We start from the raw sequence: 17,251 nt of genomic DNA on the forward strand, positions 1-17,251 counted from the left end.
AACCAAACGAAAACGTTCGGAAAAGGATGTTTCTAAATGAAGCGACTGTTCTGTTTGGCTGCGCTTGCGGCCGTAATGTTGGGGCAAAGTTTTTCGGCGCAGGCTACTGGTGTGGAGTTCGCGGTTGGCCAGACCAGCGACTCGACCCAGACCTACCGCTTGGGCATGCAACTGGATTGGGACAAGAGCTGGCTGCAGAGTGATGTCGGTCGTCTGACCGGCTATTGGAGCGGCGCCTATACGTTCTGGAGTGGCGACAAAAAGCCGAGCAACCACAGCCTGTCGTTTTCACCGGTACTGGTTTATGAGTTCGCCGGTGAAACCGTCAAACCTTATCTCGAGGCGGGGATTGGTGTGGCATTGTTTGCCCACACCGAAGTGGAAGGCAACAAGATGGGGTCGGCGTTTCAGTTCGAAGACCGCATCGGTTGCGGCCTGCGCTTTGCCGGTGGACATGAAGTCGGCATTCGCGCGACTCACTATTCCAACGCCAGCATCAACAGGCATAACGACGGTATAGAGAGCTACGCGCTGCATTACACGATGCCCTTTTAAACTTTGCAGAGTCATAGTGTGGCGAGGGAGTAAGCCCTATCGCCACACATGTGCCTGCTTGAGATTCAACGATACGCCGTAGCAATCCCTTGGCGTTCGTTGATGCAATCCGCTTCGCCCATCTCGAACTCCCGACAGATCAGCGGGCGCTTCTCGTAGATGGAGCACATCATGCTGTTGCGATCCAGCGCGGCGCACCAGCCGTCATCCAGGCGCAGCATGACCTCCCCACCCCAATCGTCAGTGTCGATAAAGCGTTCGGGCACGCCAGTGTCAGTGATCAGCATGACTTCCAGTTGGCAACAGCAGGCCGCGCATGTGGAGCAGGTGACCGCCGGTTCGGCGATTTCGATGAGGGGGATATTGGTCATAGTCACGCAGTGTAAGGCAGAGCGCCTGTGCTGTGTGAAAGGCCTGACGGACGCTCAGTGAACTACCGCATCCTGTCTCGCGGGGAGGTTCTTGAACGCGGCCAGTGCCCGTTCGCGGGAAAGACTCAGGTTCACCATCGGTAATGGGTAGTCGGCTACGCCGAACAATCCGCCCATGGCGGCCGGGTTGTGGATATCTTTCTTGTTCAGCGCGGCCAATTCCGGCAGCCAGTGCTTGATGAACAGCCCTTGCGCGTCGAACTTTTGCGACTGGCTCAGCGGGTTGAAGAGGCGAAAGTAGGGCGCCGAGTCGGTACCGGTGGACGAACTCCATTGCCAGCCGCCGTTATTCGCCGCCAGATCGCCATCGATCAGGTGACGCATGAAGAAGCGCTCCCCTTCGCGCCAGTCGATCAGCAGGTTCTTGGTCAGAAACATCGCCACAACCATCCGCAGGCGGTTGTGCATCCATCCGGTTTCCAGCAGTTGGCGCATGGCAGCGTCGATGATCGGCAAGCCGGTCCGCGCCTGTTGCCAGGCTGCCAGCTCTTCGGGGGCATCGCGCCAGGCCAGGGCTTCGGTTTCCGGGCGAAACGCGCGGTGCCGGGAAACTCGTGGGTAACCCACCAGGATATGTTTGTAGAACTCGCGCCACAGCAGTTCATTGATCCAGGTGACGGCGCCGCTGTTTCCGCTTTCAAACTCACTCTGGTTACATTGCAACGCGGCGTGCAGGCACTGCCGTGGCGAGATCACTCCGGCAGCCAGGTAGGCGGACAATTGGCTGGTACCAGGCCTGGCCGGAAAATCCCGTTCGGTTTTGTAGTCGTCGATCGGCTGCTCGGTAAAGCTCTCCAGGCGGCGCCATGCTTCGGCTTCACCCGCAGGCCAGAGCCCGCGTAGCGTCTCACTGGGTGTTGCGAAGCCATCAATCTGTGATGGAACCGGATCGCTGGCAGTGGTTATCGGCAGCTGAGCGTTGGGCGCTGTGATCAGTCGTGGCAAGGCGCTGCGCAGGCGGGTGTAACAGACTTTTCGAAACTGGCTGAAGACCTGGAAATAAGTACCCGTTTTGGTCAGTACGCTGCCGGGCTTGAACAGCAATTGATCGAGGTAGCGGTGAAAGGTGATGCCGTGGGCCTCTACCGCCTGAGCCACTGCGGCATCACGACGGGTTTCATGAATGCCGTACTCCTCGTTCACATGCAGCGCCTGAACGTGCAGTTGCTGGCATAAGTCGAGCAATACCTTAGGCGCCTGTTCCCAAGTGGCGGCGTGGCGGATCAACAAGGGGATGTTCAGTTCGCCAAGGGCTTTACTCAACTCGCACAGATTGCGCAACCAGAAGTCGATTTTGCAGGGGGCGTCGTCGTGGGCCTGCCATTGCTCCGGGCTCAGCAAGTACACGGCTACAGTTGGGCCGCGCTCTGCGGCGGCCGAAAGGGCAGTGTTGTCATGTAGGCGCAGGTCGCTGCGCAGCCAGATCAAATGCATGGTCGATCCAGGAAGAACGTTAAATTAGCCCGCGCTGAAGCAGACTCTGGTGAGCTGATAAAGGACCTTCGGCCAGGGACAAGTCAGCAATGTCAGACGTTCTTACGGACAACTCGGCGTGGTGGATGCATACCGTTGGTCCGGCAATCATTTTTGGGCAACTGAAGCCGCTCAGTAGTTTCGGCAGTTGGTTCACATTTATGGTTTTGCTCGAATAGAGCAGTACGCCGCGGGCTTGCAGATGATCGACCGCCAGGGCGAGTTCGCCGACAGGCAGCGGCCAGTCGAAGACTTCCACGGGGCAATCGGCGCTGCTCACCAACCAGGCGGTGAGCCACAGGTGGGGCTCCAGCGGCAGGTCCGAGTGGTTGATCAGCAGCAGTGGCGCTCCGCGTAATTGGCGGTTGTTGTGGTAGATCCTCGCGCCGAACTTGCTGCGCAGCCAGGAATAGAAAAACACCCGCTCCATCTGCATACCAAACTGGCCCTGCCAGCGCTGTTCAAGTTCTGCCAGCAGCGGCATCAGCAGCTGTTCGCACAAGGTTCGCGGCGGATACAGCGACATGGCCTGGTTGAAGGTGTCGTCGACCTGGCGTTCGGCCAACTGGCTGATGGCGTGCATCAGGCTCTGGCGCAGGGCGTGCCAGTCGTTTTCAGCGGGCTGGTCGAAAGCCTGTGGGGTGTCGAGCAGTTGCTTGACCTGGCTGACGGCAACGCCGCGGTTGAGCCAGGTCAGAATCATCAGAATGCGCTGTACATGCTCGGCCGAGAACAGCCGATGACCTTTGGGGGTGCGCTGCGGCACGATCAAGCCGTAACGCCGTTCCCAGGCCCGCAGCGTGATCGCGTTGACGCCGGTCTGGCGGGCGACTTCGCGAATCGGTAGCCAACCTTCTTCCAGCGCCTGTTGGTAGTCGGCGCCGGGATCGTCGTTTGTTGTGGTGTTGGGCTTGGGCTTGGTCATGGTCTAGATCGCATTTCGCAGGCTGAGGTTTTCCGGGTGCGGTTGCAGATACACCTGCTGCGCGACATACGGATCGGGATGCTGGCGCAAGTGATGCTTGAGCAGCGTTAGCGGTACCACCAGCGGCACGATGCCGTGGCGATACTGGCCGATGACATGCTGCATTTCTTGCCTGTCTTCAGCGCTGATGGCTTGCTTGAGGTAACCACTGAGGTGTTGCAGAACATTGGTGTGGGTGCGGCGGGTGGCGCACTTTTTCAGCGCCGCCATCAGCTCGCTGAAATAGCGTGGGCCGAGTTGATTGGGGTCGCACTTGCCCATGCTGCCGAGCAGATTACCCAGGGTCTTGTATTGCACCGGGTTATGGGCCATCACCAGGTATTTGTAGCGCGAGTGAAACTCGGTCAATCCGTGGCGGCTCAAGCCCTCCTTGAGCAACTGCTGCCAGGCGGCATGGGCGAAAACCCGGGTCAGAAAGTTCTCCCGCAATACCGGATCATTGAGGCGACCGTCCTCTTCTACCGGCAAATCGGGATGCAGCGCGCAAAACGCTTGGGCGTAAATGCCACGGCCGCCGCCATTGATTGGCATACCGTTGTCCTGATAGACCTTGACCCGTTCCAGGCCGCAGGAGGGTGACTTCTGCATGAAGATGTAGCCGCTGATGTCATTCAACTCGACCGCCATTTTCTGACCGTAATCAGCCAATGGTTGAGTGACATTGATGTCGTGATGAATCGTGCCGATGGCGTGTGGTTGCTGAGGATCACCTACCAATCGGATAGGTTCGCGAGGAATGCCCAAGCCAATGGCGACTTCTGGGCAAACCTGGATGAAGTCGAAATAATCAGTGAGGGTGTGGCTGCACAGATGCGATTGCTTATGCCCGCCGTTGTAACGGACTTCTGCGCCCATCAAGCAAGCGCTGACAGCGATTTTCGGTCTGGTCGCAGCAAGGTCGCTGGGCATTGAAGAGCCTCTGATCAATAACTGTACAGAATTTTTTGTCTGTACAACTTTTATTCATCATAGATTCAAAGGTGTACAAGTCAAATCGTTTGTATAGGTATTTTTTGGAGGTTTACTGGGATGGATCGCGGATGGGCTGCTGTCCATTTCGACAGCAGCAATTTGCGTGGGTTAATGCGGTTCACTGCAGGTGTTCGTGTAAGCGGCGGGCGGCTTCCTGGCCGCTGAGCCAGGCCCCTTCGACACGTCCGGAAAGGCACCAGTCGCCACACACATACAGACCCAGATCGGCGTCGGCCAACACACCCCATTCATGACTGCCGGCCGGCCGGGCATAGAGCCAGCGGTGGGCGAGACTGAAGGTCGGGGCGGGCATGGCGCTGTGCAGCAGCTCGGCGAAAGCGCCGTGCAGTTGTTCGATTACGGCCTCTTTTGGCAGATCGATATGCTGCCGGCTCCAGGTACTCGAGGCGTGCAGGATCCAGGTATCGAGCGTGTTATCGCGTCCCGGCTTACTGCGGTTGCGAGCCAGCCAGTCGAGTGGGCTGTCCTGTACGAAGCAGCCTTCCATTGGGGTGTCCAGCGGTGTTTCGAATGCCAGGGCGATGGCCCAGGTCGGGTCCATCTTCACCCCGGCAGCGACCCCGGCCAGTTTCGGCGCGGCAGCCAGCAGGGCGGTGGCTTGAGGAGCAGGAGTGGCAATCACCACGTGACTGAAAGGGCCATGAGTGAAGCCTTCGGCATCTTGCAGATGCCAATGCTCTTCGCCGCGGTAGACCTCGGTGATACGGCAGGCGAAATGCACTTCCATGTCGCCGATCAGGGCGCGGGTGATGGCGCTCATGCGTGGCGTACCGACCCAGCGGATCTGCTCGTCTGGCGAGGGGCTGAGTTCACCGCCGTGGAAGTTATAGAGTTGCGGCGACCATACGGCGACCCAGCCATTGGCTTGCCAGCGCTGGACTTCGATGACGAAGCGGCGGTCGCGGGCGGTGAAATATTGTGCACCCATGTCCAGTGCGCCAGCGTCACTGCGCTTGCTCGACATGCGTCCGCCGCTGCCGCGGCTTTTATCGAAGAGTTGTACCGTATGCCCGGCATCCTGAAGTGCCTGCGCAGCCGAGAGTCCGGCGATGCCGGTGCCGATGATTGCGATGGGTACAGTCATAAGGGCCTCACTTACCTTCCGGTACAGACTATGTCGTCGTTTAAACCTGTACAATATTGTTTTTTGGTATAACTTTTTGCGGTCTAGGTCTTACAAGCTGTTCTAGATAGGTTGTCCTATTGTTAACCATAGAGCCTGTTCGATTCAAAAGATCCCTACTTATAAAAATAGACTAGTGATCCGGGAAAAACGCCACGCGAGGAAGATGTCATGCACATATTGCTGACCGGCGGTACTGGTTTGATAGGACGTCAACTCTGCCGACACTGGTTGACCCAGGGCCATCGGTTGACTGTGTGGAGTCGTCGACCTGAAAAGGTTGCCAAACTCTGCGGTGCCCAGGTACGTGGAGTCAGTCGGCTTGAGGATATTGGTCAAGAACCGGTCGACGCGGTGATCAACCTCGCCGGTGCGCCAATTGCCGATCGGCTCTGGACCCACAGGCGCAAGGCGTTGCTCTGGAGCAGCCGGATCAGCCTGACCGAAACCTTGCTCGCCTGGCTGGAAAGTCTCGATCAGAAACCCCGCGTACTGATTTCCGGTTCGGCGCTGGGCTGGTACGGCGATGGCGGTGAACGGGTATTGAACGAGGACTCGCCTCCGGTCAGTGAAGACTTCGCCAGCCAGTTATGTATTGCCTGGGAAGAGACCGCACAACGCGCCGAGGCCATGGGCATCCGCGTGGTGCTGATCCGTACCGGGCTGGTGCTGGCTGCCGAGGGTGGCTTTTTGTCGCGTCTGTTATTGCCGTTCAAACTCGCGCTGGGCGGGCCGATCGGCGGTGGTCGGCAGTGGATGTCATGGATTCATATCAACGATCAAATCGCCCTGATTGATTTTCTTCTGAATCAGAATGACGCGAGCGGTCCTTATAATGCCTGCGCGCCCCGGGCTGTGCGCAATCGCGAGTTTGCCAAGACCCTTGGCAGCGTGTTGCACCGCCCGGCGATGGTGCCGCTGCCGGCCTTCGCTTTGCGAGTTGGCCTGGGCGAGTTGTCACTGTTGTTGCTGGGTGGCCAGCGGGCCACGCCGGCGCGTTTGTTGGCGGCGGGTTTCACTTTCCAGTTCACAGATTTGCGCGCGGCCCTGGACGATGTATCCAGCCGCCTTTGAAATAGGACGTTGCATGACCAATCACGCGTTACTCCTGGTCAACCTGGGTTCGCCAGCTTCCACTTCGGTGGCTGATGTGCGCAGCTACCTCAATCAATTTCTGATGGACCCTTACGTCATCGACTTGCCCTGGCCGGTGCGGCGTTTGCTGGTCTCGCTGATTCTGATCAAGCGCCCTGAGCAGTCTGCCCATGCCTACGCTTCGATCTGGTGGGATGAGGGCTCTCCGTTGGTGGTGCTCAGTCGCCGCCTGCAACAGGCGATGACCGAGCAATGGAAGCAGGGGCCGGTGGAGTTGGCGATGCGTTACGGCGAGCCGTCGATTGAAACGGTGCTGACCCGCATGGCGGCCCAAGGCGTGAAGAAAGTGACGCTCGCACCGCTCTATCCGCAATTCGCCGACAGCACAGTGACCACGGTGATCGAGGAAGCCAAACGCGTGGTGCGGGATAAGAAGCTGGGGGTGCAGTTCTCGATCTTGCAGCCGTTCTACGATCAACCTGAATACATCGACGCCTTGGTGGCCAGTGCCAAGCCGCATTTGCAGCAGGACTTCGATCATTTGCTGCTGAGTTTTCATGGGCTACCGGAGCGGCACTTGAAGAAGCTCAATCCGGGTCATTGTTTGGACGGTGGGGGTGATTGTTGCCGTGATGCGCCGCCGGGCGTCGTGGCGACCTGTTATCGCGGCCAGTGCTTGCGCACAGCGGCGGCCTTTGCAGAACGCATGGGGTTATCGGAGGGTAAGTGGTCGGTGTCGTTCCAGTCGCGACTGGGCCGCGCCAAATGGATCGAACCTTACACCGAAGCACGTCTTGAGGTGCTGGCACAGCAAGGCGTAAAGAAGATTCTGGTGATGTGCCCGGCGTTTGTCGCCGATTGCATCGAGACGCTGGAAGAAATTGGTGATCGCGGGCGAGAACAGTTCCGCGAAGCGGGCGGTGAGGAGCTGGTGCTGGTGCCGTGTCTGAATGACAACCCTGAGTGGGCGCATGCGTTGAGTACGCTGTGCGAACGGGCGCCGTTGGCGTTGTAGGATTCAAGAACCAATCGCGAGCAAGCGAACGTCGCCCGGCTCTTCCTACAGTGGTTCTTTGCCAGATCAGCATGGTGTGATCGACTGTAGGAGCGAGCTTGCTCGCGATGGCAATTTAACTGGCGATAAAAACCTTCAAGTCTTCATCCCATCAAAGCAACGGCTCATTCGCCTTCTTGTGCTTCCAGCTATCGTTACCCGGCAGGATCAGGTTCAGCGCAATCGCTACCACGGCGCACAAGGCGATGCCTTTGAGCCCAAAGTCATCGGGGCCTGTCCCGGTACCGACCAGCACGCCGCCAATCCCGAACACCAGCGTCACCGACACAATCACCAGATTGCGCGCTTCGCCCAGATCGATTTTGTGGCGAATCATTGTGTTCATCCCCACTGCGGCGATCGAGCCGAACAACAGGCAGAGAATCCCGCCCATCACCGGCACTGGAATGCTCTGCAACAGCGCGCCGAACTTGCCGATAAACGCCAGGCTGATGGCGAAGATCGCAGCCCAGGTCATGATTTTCGGGTTGTAGTTCTTGGTCAGCATCACCGCGCCGGTGACCTCTGCATAGGTGGTGTTGGGCGGGCCACCGAGCAGCCCGGCAGCGGTGGTGGCGATGCCATCACCGAACAGGGTGCGATGCAGGCCGGGCTTTTTCAGGTAATCACGGCCCGTGACACTACCAACCGCGATAACCCCACCGATATGCTCAATGGCGGGCGCCAGTGCGACCGGAACGATAAACAGAATCGCCTGCCAGTTGAACTCGGGTGCGGTGAAGTGCGGCAATGCGAACCACGGCGCTGCGGCAATCTTCGCGGTATCGACCACGCCGAAGTAGAACGCCATGGCGAACCCCACCAGTACACCGGAAATGATCGGCACCAGGCGGAAGATCCCCTTGCCGAACACCGCCACGATCAACGTGGTCAACAGCGCCGGCATCGAAATCATCATCGCCGTCTGGTAGTGGATCAGCTCGGTCCCGTCACCGGCCTTGCCCATCGCCATGTTGGCGGCAATCGGCGCCATGGCCAAGCCGATGGAAATAATCACCGGGCCGATCACCACGGGCGGCAACAGTCGGTCGATAAAACCGGTGCCCTTGATCTTCACCGCAACGCCCAGAAAGGTATAAACGAAACCTGCCGCCATCACCCCGCCCATGGTCGCGGCGAGGCCGAATTGGCCCTTGGCGAGAATGATCGGGGTGATGAAGGCAAAGCTCGAAGCCAGGAACACCGGCACCTGACGCCTGGTGACCACCTGAAACAGCAGAGTCCCCAGGCCCGCCGTGAACAGCGCGACGTTGGGGTCGAGGCCGGTAATCAGGGGCATCAACACCAACGCGCCAAACGCCACGAACAACATCTGTGCGCCCGATAGAATCGTGCGCCAGAGCGGGTCGTTGAACTCGTCCTGCATCATCAAGCGTCCTTCTGCTTGGTACCGAAAATCTTGTCGCCGGCATCACCCAGGCCCGGAATGATGTAGCCGTGCTCGTTCAGACGCTCATCGATGGACGCGGTGTAGATGGTCACGTCGGGGTGAGCCTTCTCTACTGCGGCAATACCTTCGGGGGCGGCGACCAGGACCATGGCGCGGATATCTTTGCAGCCGGCCTTTTTCAGCAAGTCGATGGTCGCGACCATCGAACCGCCGGTGGCGAGCATCGGGTCGATGATCATGGCCAGGCGTTCGTCGATTTCCGGAACCAGTTTTTCCAGATAGGTATGCGCTTCGAGGGTTTCCTCGTTGCGAGCCACACCTACGGCGCTGACCTTGGCGCCCGGGATCAGACTGAGGACACCTTCGAGCATGCCGATACCGGCGCGCAGGATCGGCACCACGGTAATTTTCTTACCGGCGATTTTTTCGACTTGAACGGTGCCGCACCAGCCCTCGATTTCGTAACTCTCGAGCGGCAGGTCTTTGGTCGCCTCGTAGGTGAGCAGGGCACCGACTTCCTGAGCGAGCTCACGGAAGTTCTTCGTGCTAATGTCAGCGCGGCGCATAAGGCCGAGCTTGTGGCGGATCAGCGGATGGCGGATCTCACGGGTGGGCATGGGGAAAGGCTCCGGCGGCGGGCAAAAAAAGCGGCCTAGATTAATCTATCCGAGGGTGTTGTCCTATAGACATGCTGTACGTTAGTCCAGAAACGCTTGATCTGACTCCGCTGGATGCGTACCTTTGCCCGCTTTTCCGAAACAGCCAACCCCTTGGAGAGCGCCATGTCCGCTGATCTCGAGCATATCCGTCAAATCATGCGAGAGGCTGACTGCCTGTACACCGAAGCTGAAGTCGAGGCGGCCATCGCCCGTGTCGGTGCGCAAATCAACGAAAAACTCGCTGAGAGCAATCCAGTGGTTTTCTGTGTGATGAACGGTGGTCTGATTTTTACCGGCAAACTGCTGACCCATCTGAATTTCCCACTGGAAGCGTCCTACCTGCACGCGACCCGCTACCGCAACGAAACCAGCGGCGGCGATCTGTTTTGGAAAGCCAAGCCAGAAGTATCGTTCATCGACCGTGACGTACTGATCATCGACGATATCCTCGATGAAGGTCATACCCTGGGCGCCATCATCGACTTCTGCAAACACGCCGGCGCTCGCGCGGTGCATACCGCCGTGCTGATAGACAAGGATCACGACCGCAAGGCTCGCCCTGATCTGAAAGCAGACTTCGTCGGCCTGCCGTGCATCGACCGCTACATCTTCGGTTACGGCATGGACTACAAAGGCTACTGGCGCAACGCTGCGGGTATCTACGCCGTCAAAGGCATGTAAAACATGACGACGCCCGTTTTTTTCGATCAGTCATTGTTCGCCGAACTGGCGGAAAAAGCCGTGGCCAGCCCACGCGGCCGCCATCATCACAACTTCCACCAGATGGATGAGCCCTGTCACCGCATGGCCGTTGGGATGCAGCCGAGTACTTACGTCCCGCCGCACCGGCACCTGAGTATCGATAAAGCCGAAACCGTCCTGGTGCTCAAAGGCTGCCTTGGTTTGCTGGTGTTCAGCGACTCGGGCGAACTGCTGAGCAAGCGTGTCATGCAGGCGGGCGGCGATTGCCTGGGTGTCGACCTGCCGCCGGGAGTGTTCCACAGTTTTGTGGTGCTGGAGGCTGATACGCTGATGTTCGAATGCAAGGCCGGGCCTTACCGACCAGTGGGTGACGGCGAATACGCTGACTGGGCGCCCCGCGAAGGTGAGGCGGGTGTGGCCGAGTATCAGGCCTGGATGCGCGCGCAGTTTGATTGACTGCGGGTTGGGGCAAAGCCGGATTCCGGTCAGCTAAGGCATTTCTGGCTTCGCGTATTCCCCGTAGCAGCTGGCGAAGGCTGCTACGGACCGCGTCGTCGCCCTAACTGACTGGCATTGGGGCAAGCTCCCTCGCCACAGGTTTTATGCTCGCCTTGGAGACGTATTAACTGTCACATACCTAACCCTTCCCGCGTATTCACGCCATCCACCAAGCGCAAAATTCCCAGCGGATTGGCGTTTTTCAGTGCATCCGGCAGTAACTCGTCCGGACAGTTCTGATAGCACACTGGCCGCAAGAACCGATCGATCGCCAGGCTACCGACCGACGTCCCGCGCGCGTCCGAGGTGGCCGGGTACGGGCCGCCGTGAACCAGGGCATCGCAGACTTCAACACCGGTCGGGTAGCCATTGAGCAACAGGCGTCCGGCTTTTTGTTCGAGGATCGGCAGCAGGCTTGAGCACAACTCCAGGTCCGCCGGTTCGGCGATCAGGGTGGCAGTCAATTGTCCGTGCAGTGCGTGAAGCGCCTGTTTCAGCTCAGTCTCATCGGCCACCTCGATCAAGATACTGGCGGGTCCGAAGACTTCCTCCTGTAGCAATTCATCACCCTCGAGCAAGAGGCTGACATCGGCTTTGAACAGCTGTGGGCGGGCCTGGTTACCTTGCGGGTTTTCACCGCTCAGCCGGCTGACCCGTGGATGCTGCAGCAAGCGTTGCAGGCCTTGCTCATAGCTGCGCAGCGTGCCGCTGTTGAGCATGGTTTGTGGCGGCTTTTCGCGCATGTGCGCGGTGAGCTGTTCGACGAAGGTGCTGAACGCTGCCGAACGCAGGCCGATAATCAGCCCCGGATTGGTACAGAACTGGCCGCAGCCCTGCACGATCGACGCACTGAGCTCACTGGCGATCGTTTCACCCCGTGCGTGCAGGGCCGCCGGCAGCACCAGCACCGGATTGATGCTCGACATTTCGGCAAATACCGGGATTGGCTGTGGTCTGGCTGCAGCCATGTCGCACAGTGCGCGGCCACCCTTCAAAGACCCGGTGAAGCCGACCGCCTGGATCGCCGGGTGCTTGACCAGCGCCTCGCCAACGCCAGCCCCATAGATCATGTTGAACACGCCTTCGGGCATGCCGCAACGTCGGGCGGCGCGGATGATTGCCGAGGCGACAGAGTCGGCGGTCGCCATATGCCCACTGTGGGCCTTGAACACCACCGGGCAACCGGCGGCGAGGGCCGAAGCGGTATCACCGCCGGCAGTGGAAAACGCCAGCGGAAAGTTGCTGGCGCCAAACACCGCAACCGGCCCGAGACCGATGCGCCATTGGCGCAGGTCGACGCGAGGCAGCGGCTGACGCTCAGGCAGCGCGCGGTCGATGCGTGCACCGAGGAAATCACCCCGGCGCAAAACCTGTGCAAACAAGCGCAACTGGCCGCTGGTGCGCGCTCGCTCACCCTGAATACGGGCGGCGGGCAGGGCGGTCTCACGGCAGACGATGGCGATAAAGTCATCGCCCAGTGCATCGATTTCCTCGGCGATGGTTTCAAGAAACCCGGCGCGAGCGGTGGCCCGCAGGTTGCGATAGCTCGGGTAGGCTTTGGCGGCGAATTGCGCAGCGTTGTCGACTTCTTCCGCGTTGGCCTGGCTGAAGCAATAGGGCAGCGCCTCGCCGCTACTGGCATCAATGCTTTGCAGGTGCTGATCGCCCAGGGCGCTGCGACCGAAGCCGATGAAGTTGTGGCCGGTGATGATAAACATAAGAAAAAAATCTCGGCGGGGCCGCGCCCGGTGAAGAGCGCGGCAGTCAGGACGGATGTCGGTAAGCTAAGACGCAGAACCTGTGGGAGCGTGGCTTGCCCGCGAAAAACGATGACACGCAATGCCTGAAAAACCTCGGTGTCAGCTTCGCGGGCAAGCCCCAATGCTATGTAGGAGCGAGCTTGCTCGCGATGGATCTGAGGGCGACGCATTTATCCAGCAAACACGCGTCATCGTTAACGCCCATCGCGAGCAAGCTCGCTCCTACATTGGGGCAAGCCCGCTCCCACAGGTGGCGTCTTACAGACCAACGTCCGGCAGTGTTGGGCGATTGGCGAGGGCGGTCTTGATCAGTGCTTCGACTTCACTGCGCTCGTGGTCGAGCAAACCCAGGCGTGGCGGACGAGTCAGCGCCGAGCCACGGCCCATCAGCTCTTCGCAGAGCTTGATGCACTGCACCAGGTCTGGACGGGCATCGAGGTGCAGCAGTGGCATGAACCATTCGTAGATCGGCATGGCTTCCTTGAAGCGGCCGTCGCGGGCCAGGCGGAACAGCGTTTCGCCTTCTTTCGGGAACGCGTTGGACATCCCGGAAACCCAACCCACCGCGCCGACGGCGATGCTTTCGAGTACCACGTCATCGAGCCCGGCGAACAGCACGAAGCGGTCGCCGACCTCGTTGCGCACATCGATAAAGCGCCGGGTATCGCCCGAGGAGTCCTTGAAGCAGACGACGTTGTCGCAGTCGGCCAGCGAAATCAGGATGTCCGGCGTGACGTCATTCTTATAGATCGGTGGGTTGTTGTAGACCATCACTGGCAGGTCAATGCTGGCGGCCACGCTGCGAAAGTGCGCGGCGGTCTCGAAGGGTTTTGAGGAGTAGACCAGCGCCGGCATGAGCATGATGCCGTCGGCACCGACCCGCTGGATTTCCTTGGCGACTTTGCTGGCGTTGGCGCTGGTGAACTCGGCGACACCGGAGATCACCGGCACCCGGCCGGCCGCGGCGTCCTTGGCGAGTTCTACCAGGCTGATTTTTTCTTCGGTACTCAGCGAGGTGTTTTCTCCGACGGTACCGCAGATCACCAGACCTGAAACACCGTCGCGAACCAGGCCGCTGATGACCTTGTGCGTGCCCTCGTAGTCGATGGAAAAGTCACTGTTGAATTGGGTCGTGACCGCAGGGAAAACACCGCTCCAGTTAACGTGCTTGCTCATGTTGCCTCCGCTGATGGAATTATAGTATTTCGTATACGTTTTCGTTGAGCACTGAAAGTGCCGTGGAGTTCAAAAGTCTTTTTCAGATTAGCGTGCTTCAGATGTTCAGTTCGACCGGCCAGGTATCGGACAGTCGATAACCGCTGGGCCAAGGGTCACTTGGGTCAAGCAGGTGCTGGTGAATGCCGGTGATCCAGGCGCGCCCGGACAGGCAAGGGACAATCGCCGGGCGCCCGGCAATTTCGGTAGTGGCGTCGATTCGGCAATGGAACTCGGAGCCAATGATCGAGCGCCCGATAAAAGCTTCGCCCACCGCCAGTTGGCCTTTGGCATGCAACACCGCCATGCGCGCCGAACAACCGGTGCCGCAGGGCGAGCGATCAATCTTGCCGGGACGAATGACTACCGCGTTGGCAGCGTTGGCCACGCCATTAGCACGATTGACCGGTGCGGCGATCTGGCAGAAAGAGATGTGCTGCCACTCCGGATTCAGCGGATGGACGAAGCCCAGTTGTTCGTTAGCGGCCTGGGTAATCTTCAGTCCTGTCGCCACCAGATCCGCGGCTTCATCGGCGGTCAGCGAGAAGCCCAGACGCTGAGCGTCGACAATGGCGAAGCTGTCGCCGCCATACGCGGTATCGACCTGCACTGAGCCCAGCCCCGGGACCTCGATCCAGGCGTCGAGCTTGTCGGCAAATGACACCACATTGCGCACTTCGACCCGCTCGGCCTTGCCGTCACGGCATTGGGCAGTGACTTCTATCAGCCCGCCGGGCGCCTCCAGCACCAGCCGGGTCACGGGCTCGGTCATCGGCAAGATCCCGCTGTCGAGCAACACCGTGGCCACGCACAGGGAGTTGGAGCCGGACATCGGTGGTGTGTCCGCCGGTTCCATGATGATCCAGGCCATGTCGGCCCGAGGGTCTTTGGCCGGCACCAGCAGATTGACGTGGCGGAACACACCACCGCGCGGTTCGTTGAGGACGAAATTGCGCAGGGTCTGGTCTTGGGCAATCCAGCGTGATTGCTCCCACAGGGTGGCACCGGGCGGTGGTGCGACACCGCCGACGATCACGTCGCCGACTTCACCTTCGGCGTGGCAACTCACCACATGAATGATCTTGCTTGAGCGCATGCTGGTCTCCTCTGGATGGGCTGTGGATTACAGAACTGACTTGAGAAAGTCGGCGGTTTCCGGCCGTTGTGGCTGGCCGATTACCTGATCCGGATGGCCGATCTCATGGATCTTGCCGTCGCGGAAAAACGCCACACGGTCCGAGACGTCCCGGGCGAAGCGAATCTCGTGGGTCACCAGCACCATGGTCATGCCTTCCTCGGCCAGCAGGCGCATGGTGTCCAGCACCTCGCCCACCAGTTGTGGGTCGAGGGCCGAGGTGGCTTCGTCGAAGAGCATGTAGTCCGGCGACATGGCCAGCGCCCGGGCAATCGCCATGCGTTGTTGCTGGCCGCCTGAGAGCTTGCTCGGGAAGACCTTGAGCTTGTCGCCGAGGCCGACGTGAGTGAGTTGGCGCACAGCGATCTCTTCGGCTTCCTGACGGCTTTTGCCAAGGACTTTGCGCGGCGCGAGCATGACGTTTTCCATCACCGTCAGGTGCGGGAACGCGTTCCATTGCTGGAAGACGATGCCGATCTTCTGGCGCAATTTGTTCAGGTCGGTCCCGGTGGCATGCACCGGTGTGCCGTCGACGCGAATCTGCCCGCCCTGAATAGCTTCCAGGCCATTGATGCACATCAGCAGGGTCGACTTGCCCGAGCCCGAGCCGCCGATGATCGACACCACTTCGCCTTTGTTCACGGTCAGGTCGACGCCCTTGACCACTGCCAGATTGCCGAAGGACTTATGGACGTTCTCGATCTCAATCATTTTCCTGCCACCTCTGTTCGAGCCGCGCACCCAGACGGGCGATCACCAGGCTCATGACGTAGTAGATAAGGCCGGCCAGGGCGAGCACGAACAGCGGCTCCTGCAGCCGGGTGACAATGGTTTGCGAGGCGCGCAACAGTTCGACGATGCCAATCCAGAGCACCAGCGAGGTGTCTTTCATGACCGCCAGGGTGAGGTTGATCCAGCCGGGAAACGCCACCCGGGTCGCCATCGGCAGGACGATATGCAGCAAGTCCTGGGTGTGGCTCATGCCCAGCGAGCGGGCGGCGCGGCGGGTGGTCGACGGCACCGAGAGCACACCGCCACGGACGATCTCCGCGCAGTAGGCAGTGGCGTAGGTGCCGAGGATCACGCAGGCTACGGTGAAGGCGCTCCAGTTCAGGCCGATGATGGACTTGAACGAGTTGAGCAGAACGAACTGGATCAGCAACGGCACGCTGCGAAACACGTCCAGCACCCACGCCAGCGGCAGGCTCAGACGCGGCAACAGGGCACGAAACAAACCGCAAACAACGCCCAACAGTGTGCCGATAAACATGGCCCAGAACGTCAGCAGAAGCGTGGTGCCAGCACCTTGCAGCAGGTACTGAAAGTCGCCCCAGGTCAAACTCGATGTGTACATGGTGGGCTCCTCAGTACCGGAACAAACGCCAAGCCAGCAGGCGGGCGATCAGCACCACCAGTTTGGCCAGGACGAAGTAGAGAACGGCGGCGATGGCGAAGAACTCGAACGTACGGAACGTCTTCACGTTTAGCGCCTGGGTGACCCCGGTGAGGTCGCTGGTCAGACCGACCACCACCCCAAGCGAGGTCATCAGCAGCGCCCAGACCATTTGATTGGTCAGCGGGTAAAACACCACGCGCAACAGCTGCGGCAGTACCACCAGGCGATAGGCTTGCGGCGCACTCATGCCCAGGGAGCGAGCGGAGCGCAGTTGGGTGTCGGGTACCGCGTTGAGGCCGCCGCGAAAGGTTTCCGCCAGATAGCCGGCATTGTTGAACGTGATACCGATCAACAGCGCCAGCCATGAGCCCATATGAATGCCAAAGGCACCAAGGCCGAAATACAGGATGTAGACCTGGAACAGCGCCGGGGTGTTGCGCGCTATCGATACCCAGCTGGCGGCAATCGTGCGGAACAAGCGCCTGTCGGACTGTTGGCCGAGGGCGAGGAACATCGCGATCAGGGTGCCGGCGAGCATCGACAGCACAGCGATTTCCAGGGTAACCCTGGCGCCGTCGAGCATGTCCGGCAACGCCTGAAAAGCCGCGCGCCAATGGAAGGTGTAGTCGAACATCAAAGGAGTTCCTTGGGTTTCAACTGGTTTGGGTGTTGTCAGTTAAAGAAATGAGGTCCCTATGTAGGCGCGAGCTTGCTCGCGATGGGCGTTAACGATGACGCGTATTCTCTGAATCGACGCGCCGCCCAT

The 17,251-nt window shown here is 59.7% G+C and carries 18 protein-coding genes; 5 read left to right on the forward strand and 13 right to left on the reverse strand.

The annotated features are described in order from the left end of the window. Positions 1-36 precede the first annotated feature (36 nt). Complete coding sequence (locus ACZYSM_RS15225) at positions 37-555, forward strand: acyloxyacyl hydrolase (RefSeq protein WP_489072306.1); 519 nt, start codon at positions 37-39, stop codon at positions 553-555. A 65-nt stretch (positions 556-620) separates the two neighbouring features. On the opposite strand, the gene ACZYSM_RS15230 is transcribed toward ACZYSM_RS15225, so the two are convergent. From ACZYSM_RS15230 to ACZYSM_RS15250, 5 genes are all read right to left on the reverse strand, one after another. Next, entirely contained in the window at positions 621-926 is a 306-nt protein-coding gene (locus ACZYSM_RS15230; RefSeq protein ID WP_489072307.1) for a YkgJ family cysteine cluster protein, read from the reverse strand. A gap of 54 nt (positions 927-980) precedes the next feature. Then, positions 981-2,420 (reverse strand): deoxyribodipyrimidine photo-lyase, encoded by a 1,440-nt coding sequence (gene phrB, locus ACZYSM_RS15235; protein WP_489072308.1) that lies wholly within the window; start codon positions 2,418-2,420, stop codon positions 981-983. A 19-nt stretch (positions 2,421-2,439) separates the two neighbouring features. Next, entirely contained in the window at positions 2,440-3,384 is a 945-nt protein-coding gene (locus tag ACZYSM_RS15240; RefSeq protein ID WP_489072309.1) for a MerR family transcriptional regulator, read from the reverse strand. A gap of 3 nt (positions 3,385-3,387) precedes the next feature. Then, complete coding sequence (locus ACZYSM_RS15245; RefSeq protein ID WP_489072310.1) at positions 3,388-4,353, reverse strand: YbgA family protein; 966 nt, start codon at positions 4,351-4,353, stop codon at positions 3,388-3,390. Positions 4,354-4,534: 181 nt separating this feature from the next. After that, positions 4,535-5,521 (reverse strand): NAD(P)/FAD-dependent oxidoreductase, encoded by a 987-nt coding sequence (locus tag ACZYSM_RS15250; RefSeq protein WP_489072311.1) that lies wholly within the window; start codon positions 5,519-5,521, stop codon positions 4,535-4,537. A 210-nt stretch (positions 5,522-5,731) separates the two neighbouring features. Between ACZYSM_RS15250 and ACZYSM_RS15255 the strand changes: the two genes are divergently transcribed. Together ACZYSM_RS15255 and hemH are read left to right on the forward strand one after the other, a co-directional pair. Further along, entirely contained in the window at positions 5,732-6,634 is a 903-nt protein-coding gene (locus tag ACZYSM_RS15255; RefSeq protein WP_489072312.1) for a TIGR01777 family oxidoreductase, read from the forward strand. A gap of 13 nt (positions 6,635-6,647) precedes the next feature. Further along, a complete protein-coding gene (hemH, locus tag ACZYSM_RS15260; protein ID WP_489072313.1) occupies positions 6,648-7,670 on the forward strand; it encodes a ferrochelatase in 1,023 nt (340 codons plus the stop codon). A gap of 151 nt (positions 7,671-7,821) precedes the next feature. Here hemH and ACZYSM_RS15265 read toward each other — a convergent pair whose 3' ends face one another. Together ACZYSM_RS15265 and upp are read right to left on the reverse strand one after the other, a co-directional pair. Further along, entirely contained in the window at positions 7,822-9,096 is a 1,275-nt protein-coding gene (locus ACZYSM_RS15265; RefSeq protein WP_489072365.1) for a uracil-xanthine permease family protein, read from the reverse strand. A 2-nt stretch (positions 9,097-9,098) separates the two neighbouring features. After that, positions 9,099-9,737: a uracil phosphoribosyltransferase gene (gene upp, locus ACZYSM_RS15270; protein WP_489072314.1), complete on the reverse strand. Its 639-nt coding sequence runs from the start codon at positions 9,735-9,737 to the stop codon at positions 9,099-9,101. 165 nt (positions 9,738-9,902) lie between these two features. Between upp and ACZYSM_RS15275 the strand changes: the two genes are divergently transcribed. Together ACZYSM_RS15275 and ACZYSM_RS15280 are read left to right on the forward strand one after the other, a co-directional pair. Beyond that, entirely contained in the window at positions 9,903-10,460 is a 558-nt protein-coding gene (locus ACZYSM_RS15275; RefSeq protein WP_489072315.1) for a hypoxanthine-guanine phosphoribosyltransferase, read from the forward strand. A 3-nt stretch (positions 10,461-10,463) separates the two neighbouring features. Further along, the gene (locus tag ACZYSM_RS15280; RefSeq protein ID WP_489072316.1) at positions 10,464-10,937 is read left to right on the forward strand and encodes a WbuC family cupin fold metalloprotein; all 474 of its coding nucleotides are present in this window, start codon (positions 10,464-10,466) and stop codon (positions 10,935-10,937) included. Positions 10,938-11,110: 173 nt separating this feature from the next. Here the strand turns inward: ACZYSM_RS15280 and ACZYSM_RS15285 are convergent, their stop codons facing one another. From ACZYSM_RS15285 to ACZYSM_RS15310, 6 genes are all read right to left on the reverse strand, one after another. Continuing rightward, positions 11,111-12,697 (reverse strand): aldehyde dehydrogenase (NADP(+)), encoded by a 1,587-nt coding sequence (locus tag ACZYSM_RS15285; protein WP_489072317.1) that lies wholly within the window; start codon positions 12,695-12,697, stop codon positions 11,111-11,113. Between the two features lie 300 nt (positions 12,698-12,997). Then, positions 12,998-13,915: a dihydrodipicolinate synthase family protein gene (locus ACZYSM_RS15290; RefSeq protein ID WP_489072318.1), complete on the reverse strand. Its 918-nt coding sequence runs from the start codon at positions 13,913-13,915 to the stop codon at positions 12,998-13,000. A 97-nt stretch (positions 13,916-14,012) separates the two neighbouring features. Continuing rightward, complete coding sequence (locus ACZYSM_RS15295; protein WP_489072319.1) at positions 14,013-15,050, reverse strand: trans-3-hydroxy-L-proline dehydratase; 1,038 nt, start codon at positions 15,048-15,050, stop codon at positions 14,013-14,015. Positions 15,051-15,077: 27 nt separating this feature from the next. After that, positions 15,078-15,800 (reverse strand): amino acid ABC transporter ATP-binding protein, encoded by a 723-nt coding sequence (locus tag ACZYSM_RS15300; RefSeq protein ID WP_489072320.1) that lies wholly within the window; start codon positions 15,798-15,800, stop codon positions 15,078-15,080. Further along, positions 15,793-16,443 carry an amino acid ABC transporter permease gene (locus tag ACZYSM_RS15305; RefSeq protein WP_489072321.1) on the reverse strand — a complete coding sequence of 217 codons (651 nt, stop codon included), beginning with the start codon at positions 16,441-16,443 and terminating at the stop codon, positions 15,793-15,795. Before ACZYSM_RS15305 ends, ACZYSM_RS15300 begins: the two co-directional genes overlap by 8 nt. Positions 16,444-16,453: 10 nt before the next feature. Further along, a complete protein-coding gene (locus ACZYSM_RS15310; protein ID WP_489072322.1) occupies positions 16,454-17,119 on the reverse strand; it encodes an amino acid ABC transporter permease in 666 nt (221 codons plus the stop codon). Positions 17,120-17,251: the final 132 nt, after the last annotated feature.

It is taken from the genome of Pseudomonas sp. F220, assembly GCF_057813935.1.

What these genes read in the sequence shown, in the direction of transcription:
- ACZYSM_RS15225 (WP_489072306.1), top strand. Translation starts at nt 37, where the DNA reads ATGAAGCGACTGTTCTGTTTGGCTGCGCTTGCGGCCGTAATGTTGGGG.
- ACZYSM_RS15230 (WP_489072307.1), bottom strand. Translation starts at nt 926, where the DNA reads ATGACCAATATCCCCCTCATCGAAATCGCCGAACCGGCGGTCACCTGC.
- phrB (WP_489072308.1), bottom strand. Translation starts at nt 2,420, where the DNA reads ATGCATTTGATCTGGCTGCGCAGCGACCTGCGCCTACATGACAACACT.
- ACZYSM_RS15240 (WP_489072309.1), bottom strand. Translation starts at nt 3,384, where the DNA reads ATGACCAAGCCCAAGCCCAACACCACAACAAACGACGATCCCGGCGCC.
- ACZYSM_RS15245 (WP_489072310.1), bottom strand. Translation starts at nt 4,353, where the DNA reads ATGCCCAGCGACCTTGCTGCGACCAGACCGAAAATCGCTGTCAGCGCT.
- ACZYSM_RS15250 (WP_489072311.1), bottom strand. Translation starts at nt 5,521, where the DNA reads ATGACTGTACCCATCGCAATCATCGGCACCGGCATCGCCGGACTCTCG.
- ACZYSM_RS15255 (WP_489072312.1), top strand. Translation starts at nt 5,732, where the DNA reads ATGCACATATTGCTGACCGGCGGTACTGGTTTGATAGGACGTCAACTC.
- hemH (WP_489072313.1), top strand. Translation starts at nt 6,648, where the DNA reads ATGACCAATCACGCGTTACTCCTGGTCAACCTGGGTTCGCCAGCTTCC.
- ACZYSM_RS15265 (WP_489072365.1), bottom strand. Translation starts at nt 9,096, where the DNA reads ATGCAGGACGAGTTCAACGACCCGCTCTGGCGCACGATTCTATCGGGC.
- upp (WP_489072314.1), bottom strand. Translation starts at nt 9,737, where the DNA reads ATGCCCACCCGTGAGATCCGCCATCCGCTGATCCGCCACAAGCTCGGC.
- ACZYSM_RS15275 (WP_489072315.1), top strand. Translation starts at nt 9,903, where the DNA reads ATGTCCGCTGATCTCGAGCATATCCGTCAAATCATGCGAGAGGCTGAC.
- ACZYSM_RS15280 (WP_489072316.1), top strand. Translation starts at nt 10,464, where the DNA reads ATGACGACGCCCGTTTTTTTCGATCAGTCATTGTTCGCCGAACTGGCG.
- ACZYSM_RS15285 (WP_489072317.1), bottom strand. Translation starts at nt 12,697, where the DNA reads ATGTTTATCATCACCGGCCACAACTTCATCGGCTTCGGTCGCAGCGCC.
- ACZYSM_RS15290 (WP_489072318.1), bottom strand. Translation starts at nt 13,915, where the DNA reads ATGAGCAAGCACGTTAACTGGAGCGGTGTTTTCCCTGCGGTCACGACC.
- ACZYSM_RS15295 (WP_489072319.1), bottom strand. Translation starts at nt 15,050, where the DNA reads ATGCGCTCAAGCAAGATCATTCATGTGGTGAGTTGCCACGCCGAAGGT.
- ACZYSM_RS15300 (WP_489072320.1), bottom strand. Translation starts at nt 15,800, where the DNA reads ATGATTGAGATCGAGAACGTCCATAAGTCCTTCGGCAATCTGGCAGTG.
- ACZYSM_RS15305 (WP_489072321.1), bottom strand. Translation starts at nt 16,443, where the DNA reads ATGTACACATCGAGTTTGACCTGGGGCGACTTTCAGTACCTGCTGCAA.
- ACZYSM_RS15310 (WP_489072322.1), bottom strand. Translation starts at nt 17,119, where the DNA reads ATGTTCGACTACACCTTCCATTGGCGCGCGGCTTTTCAGGCGTTGCCG.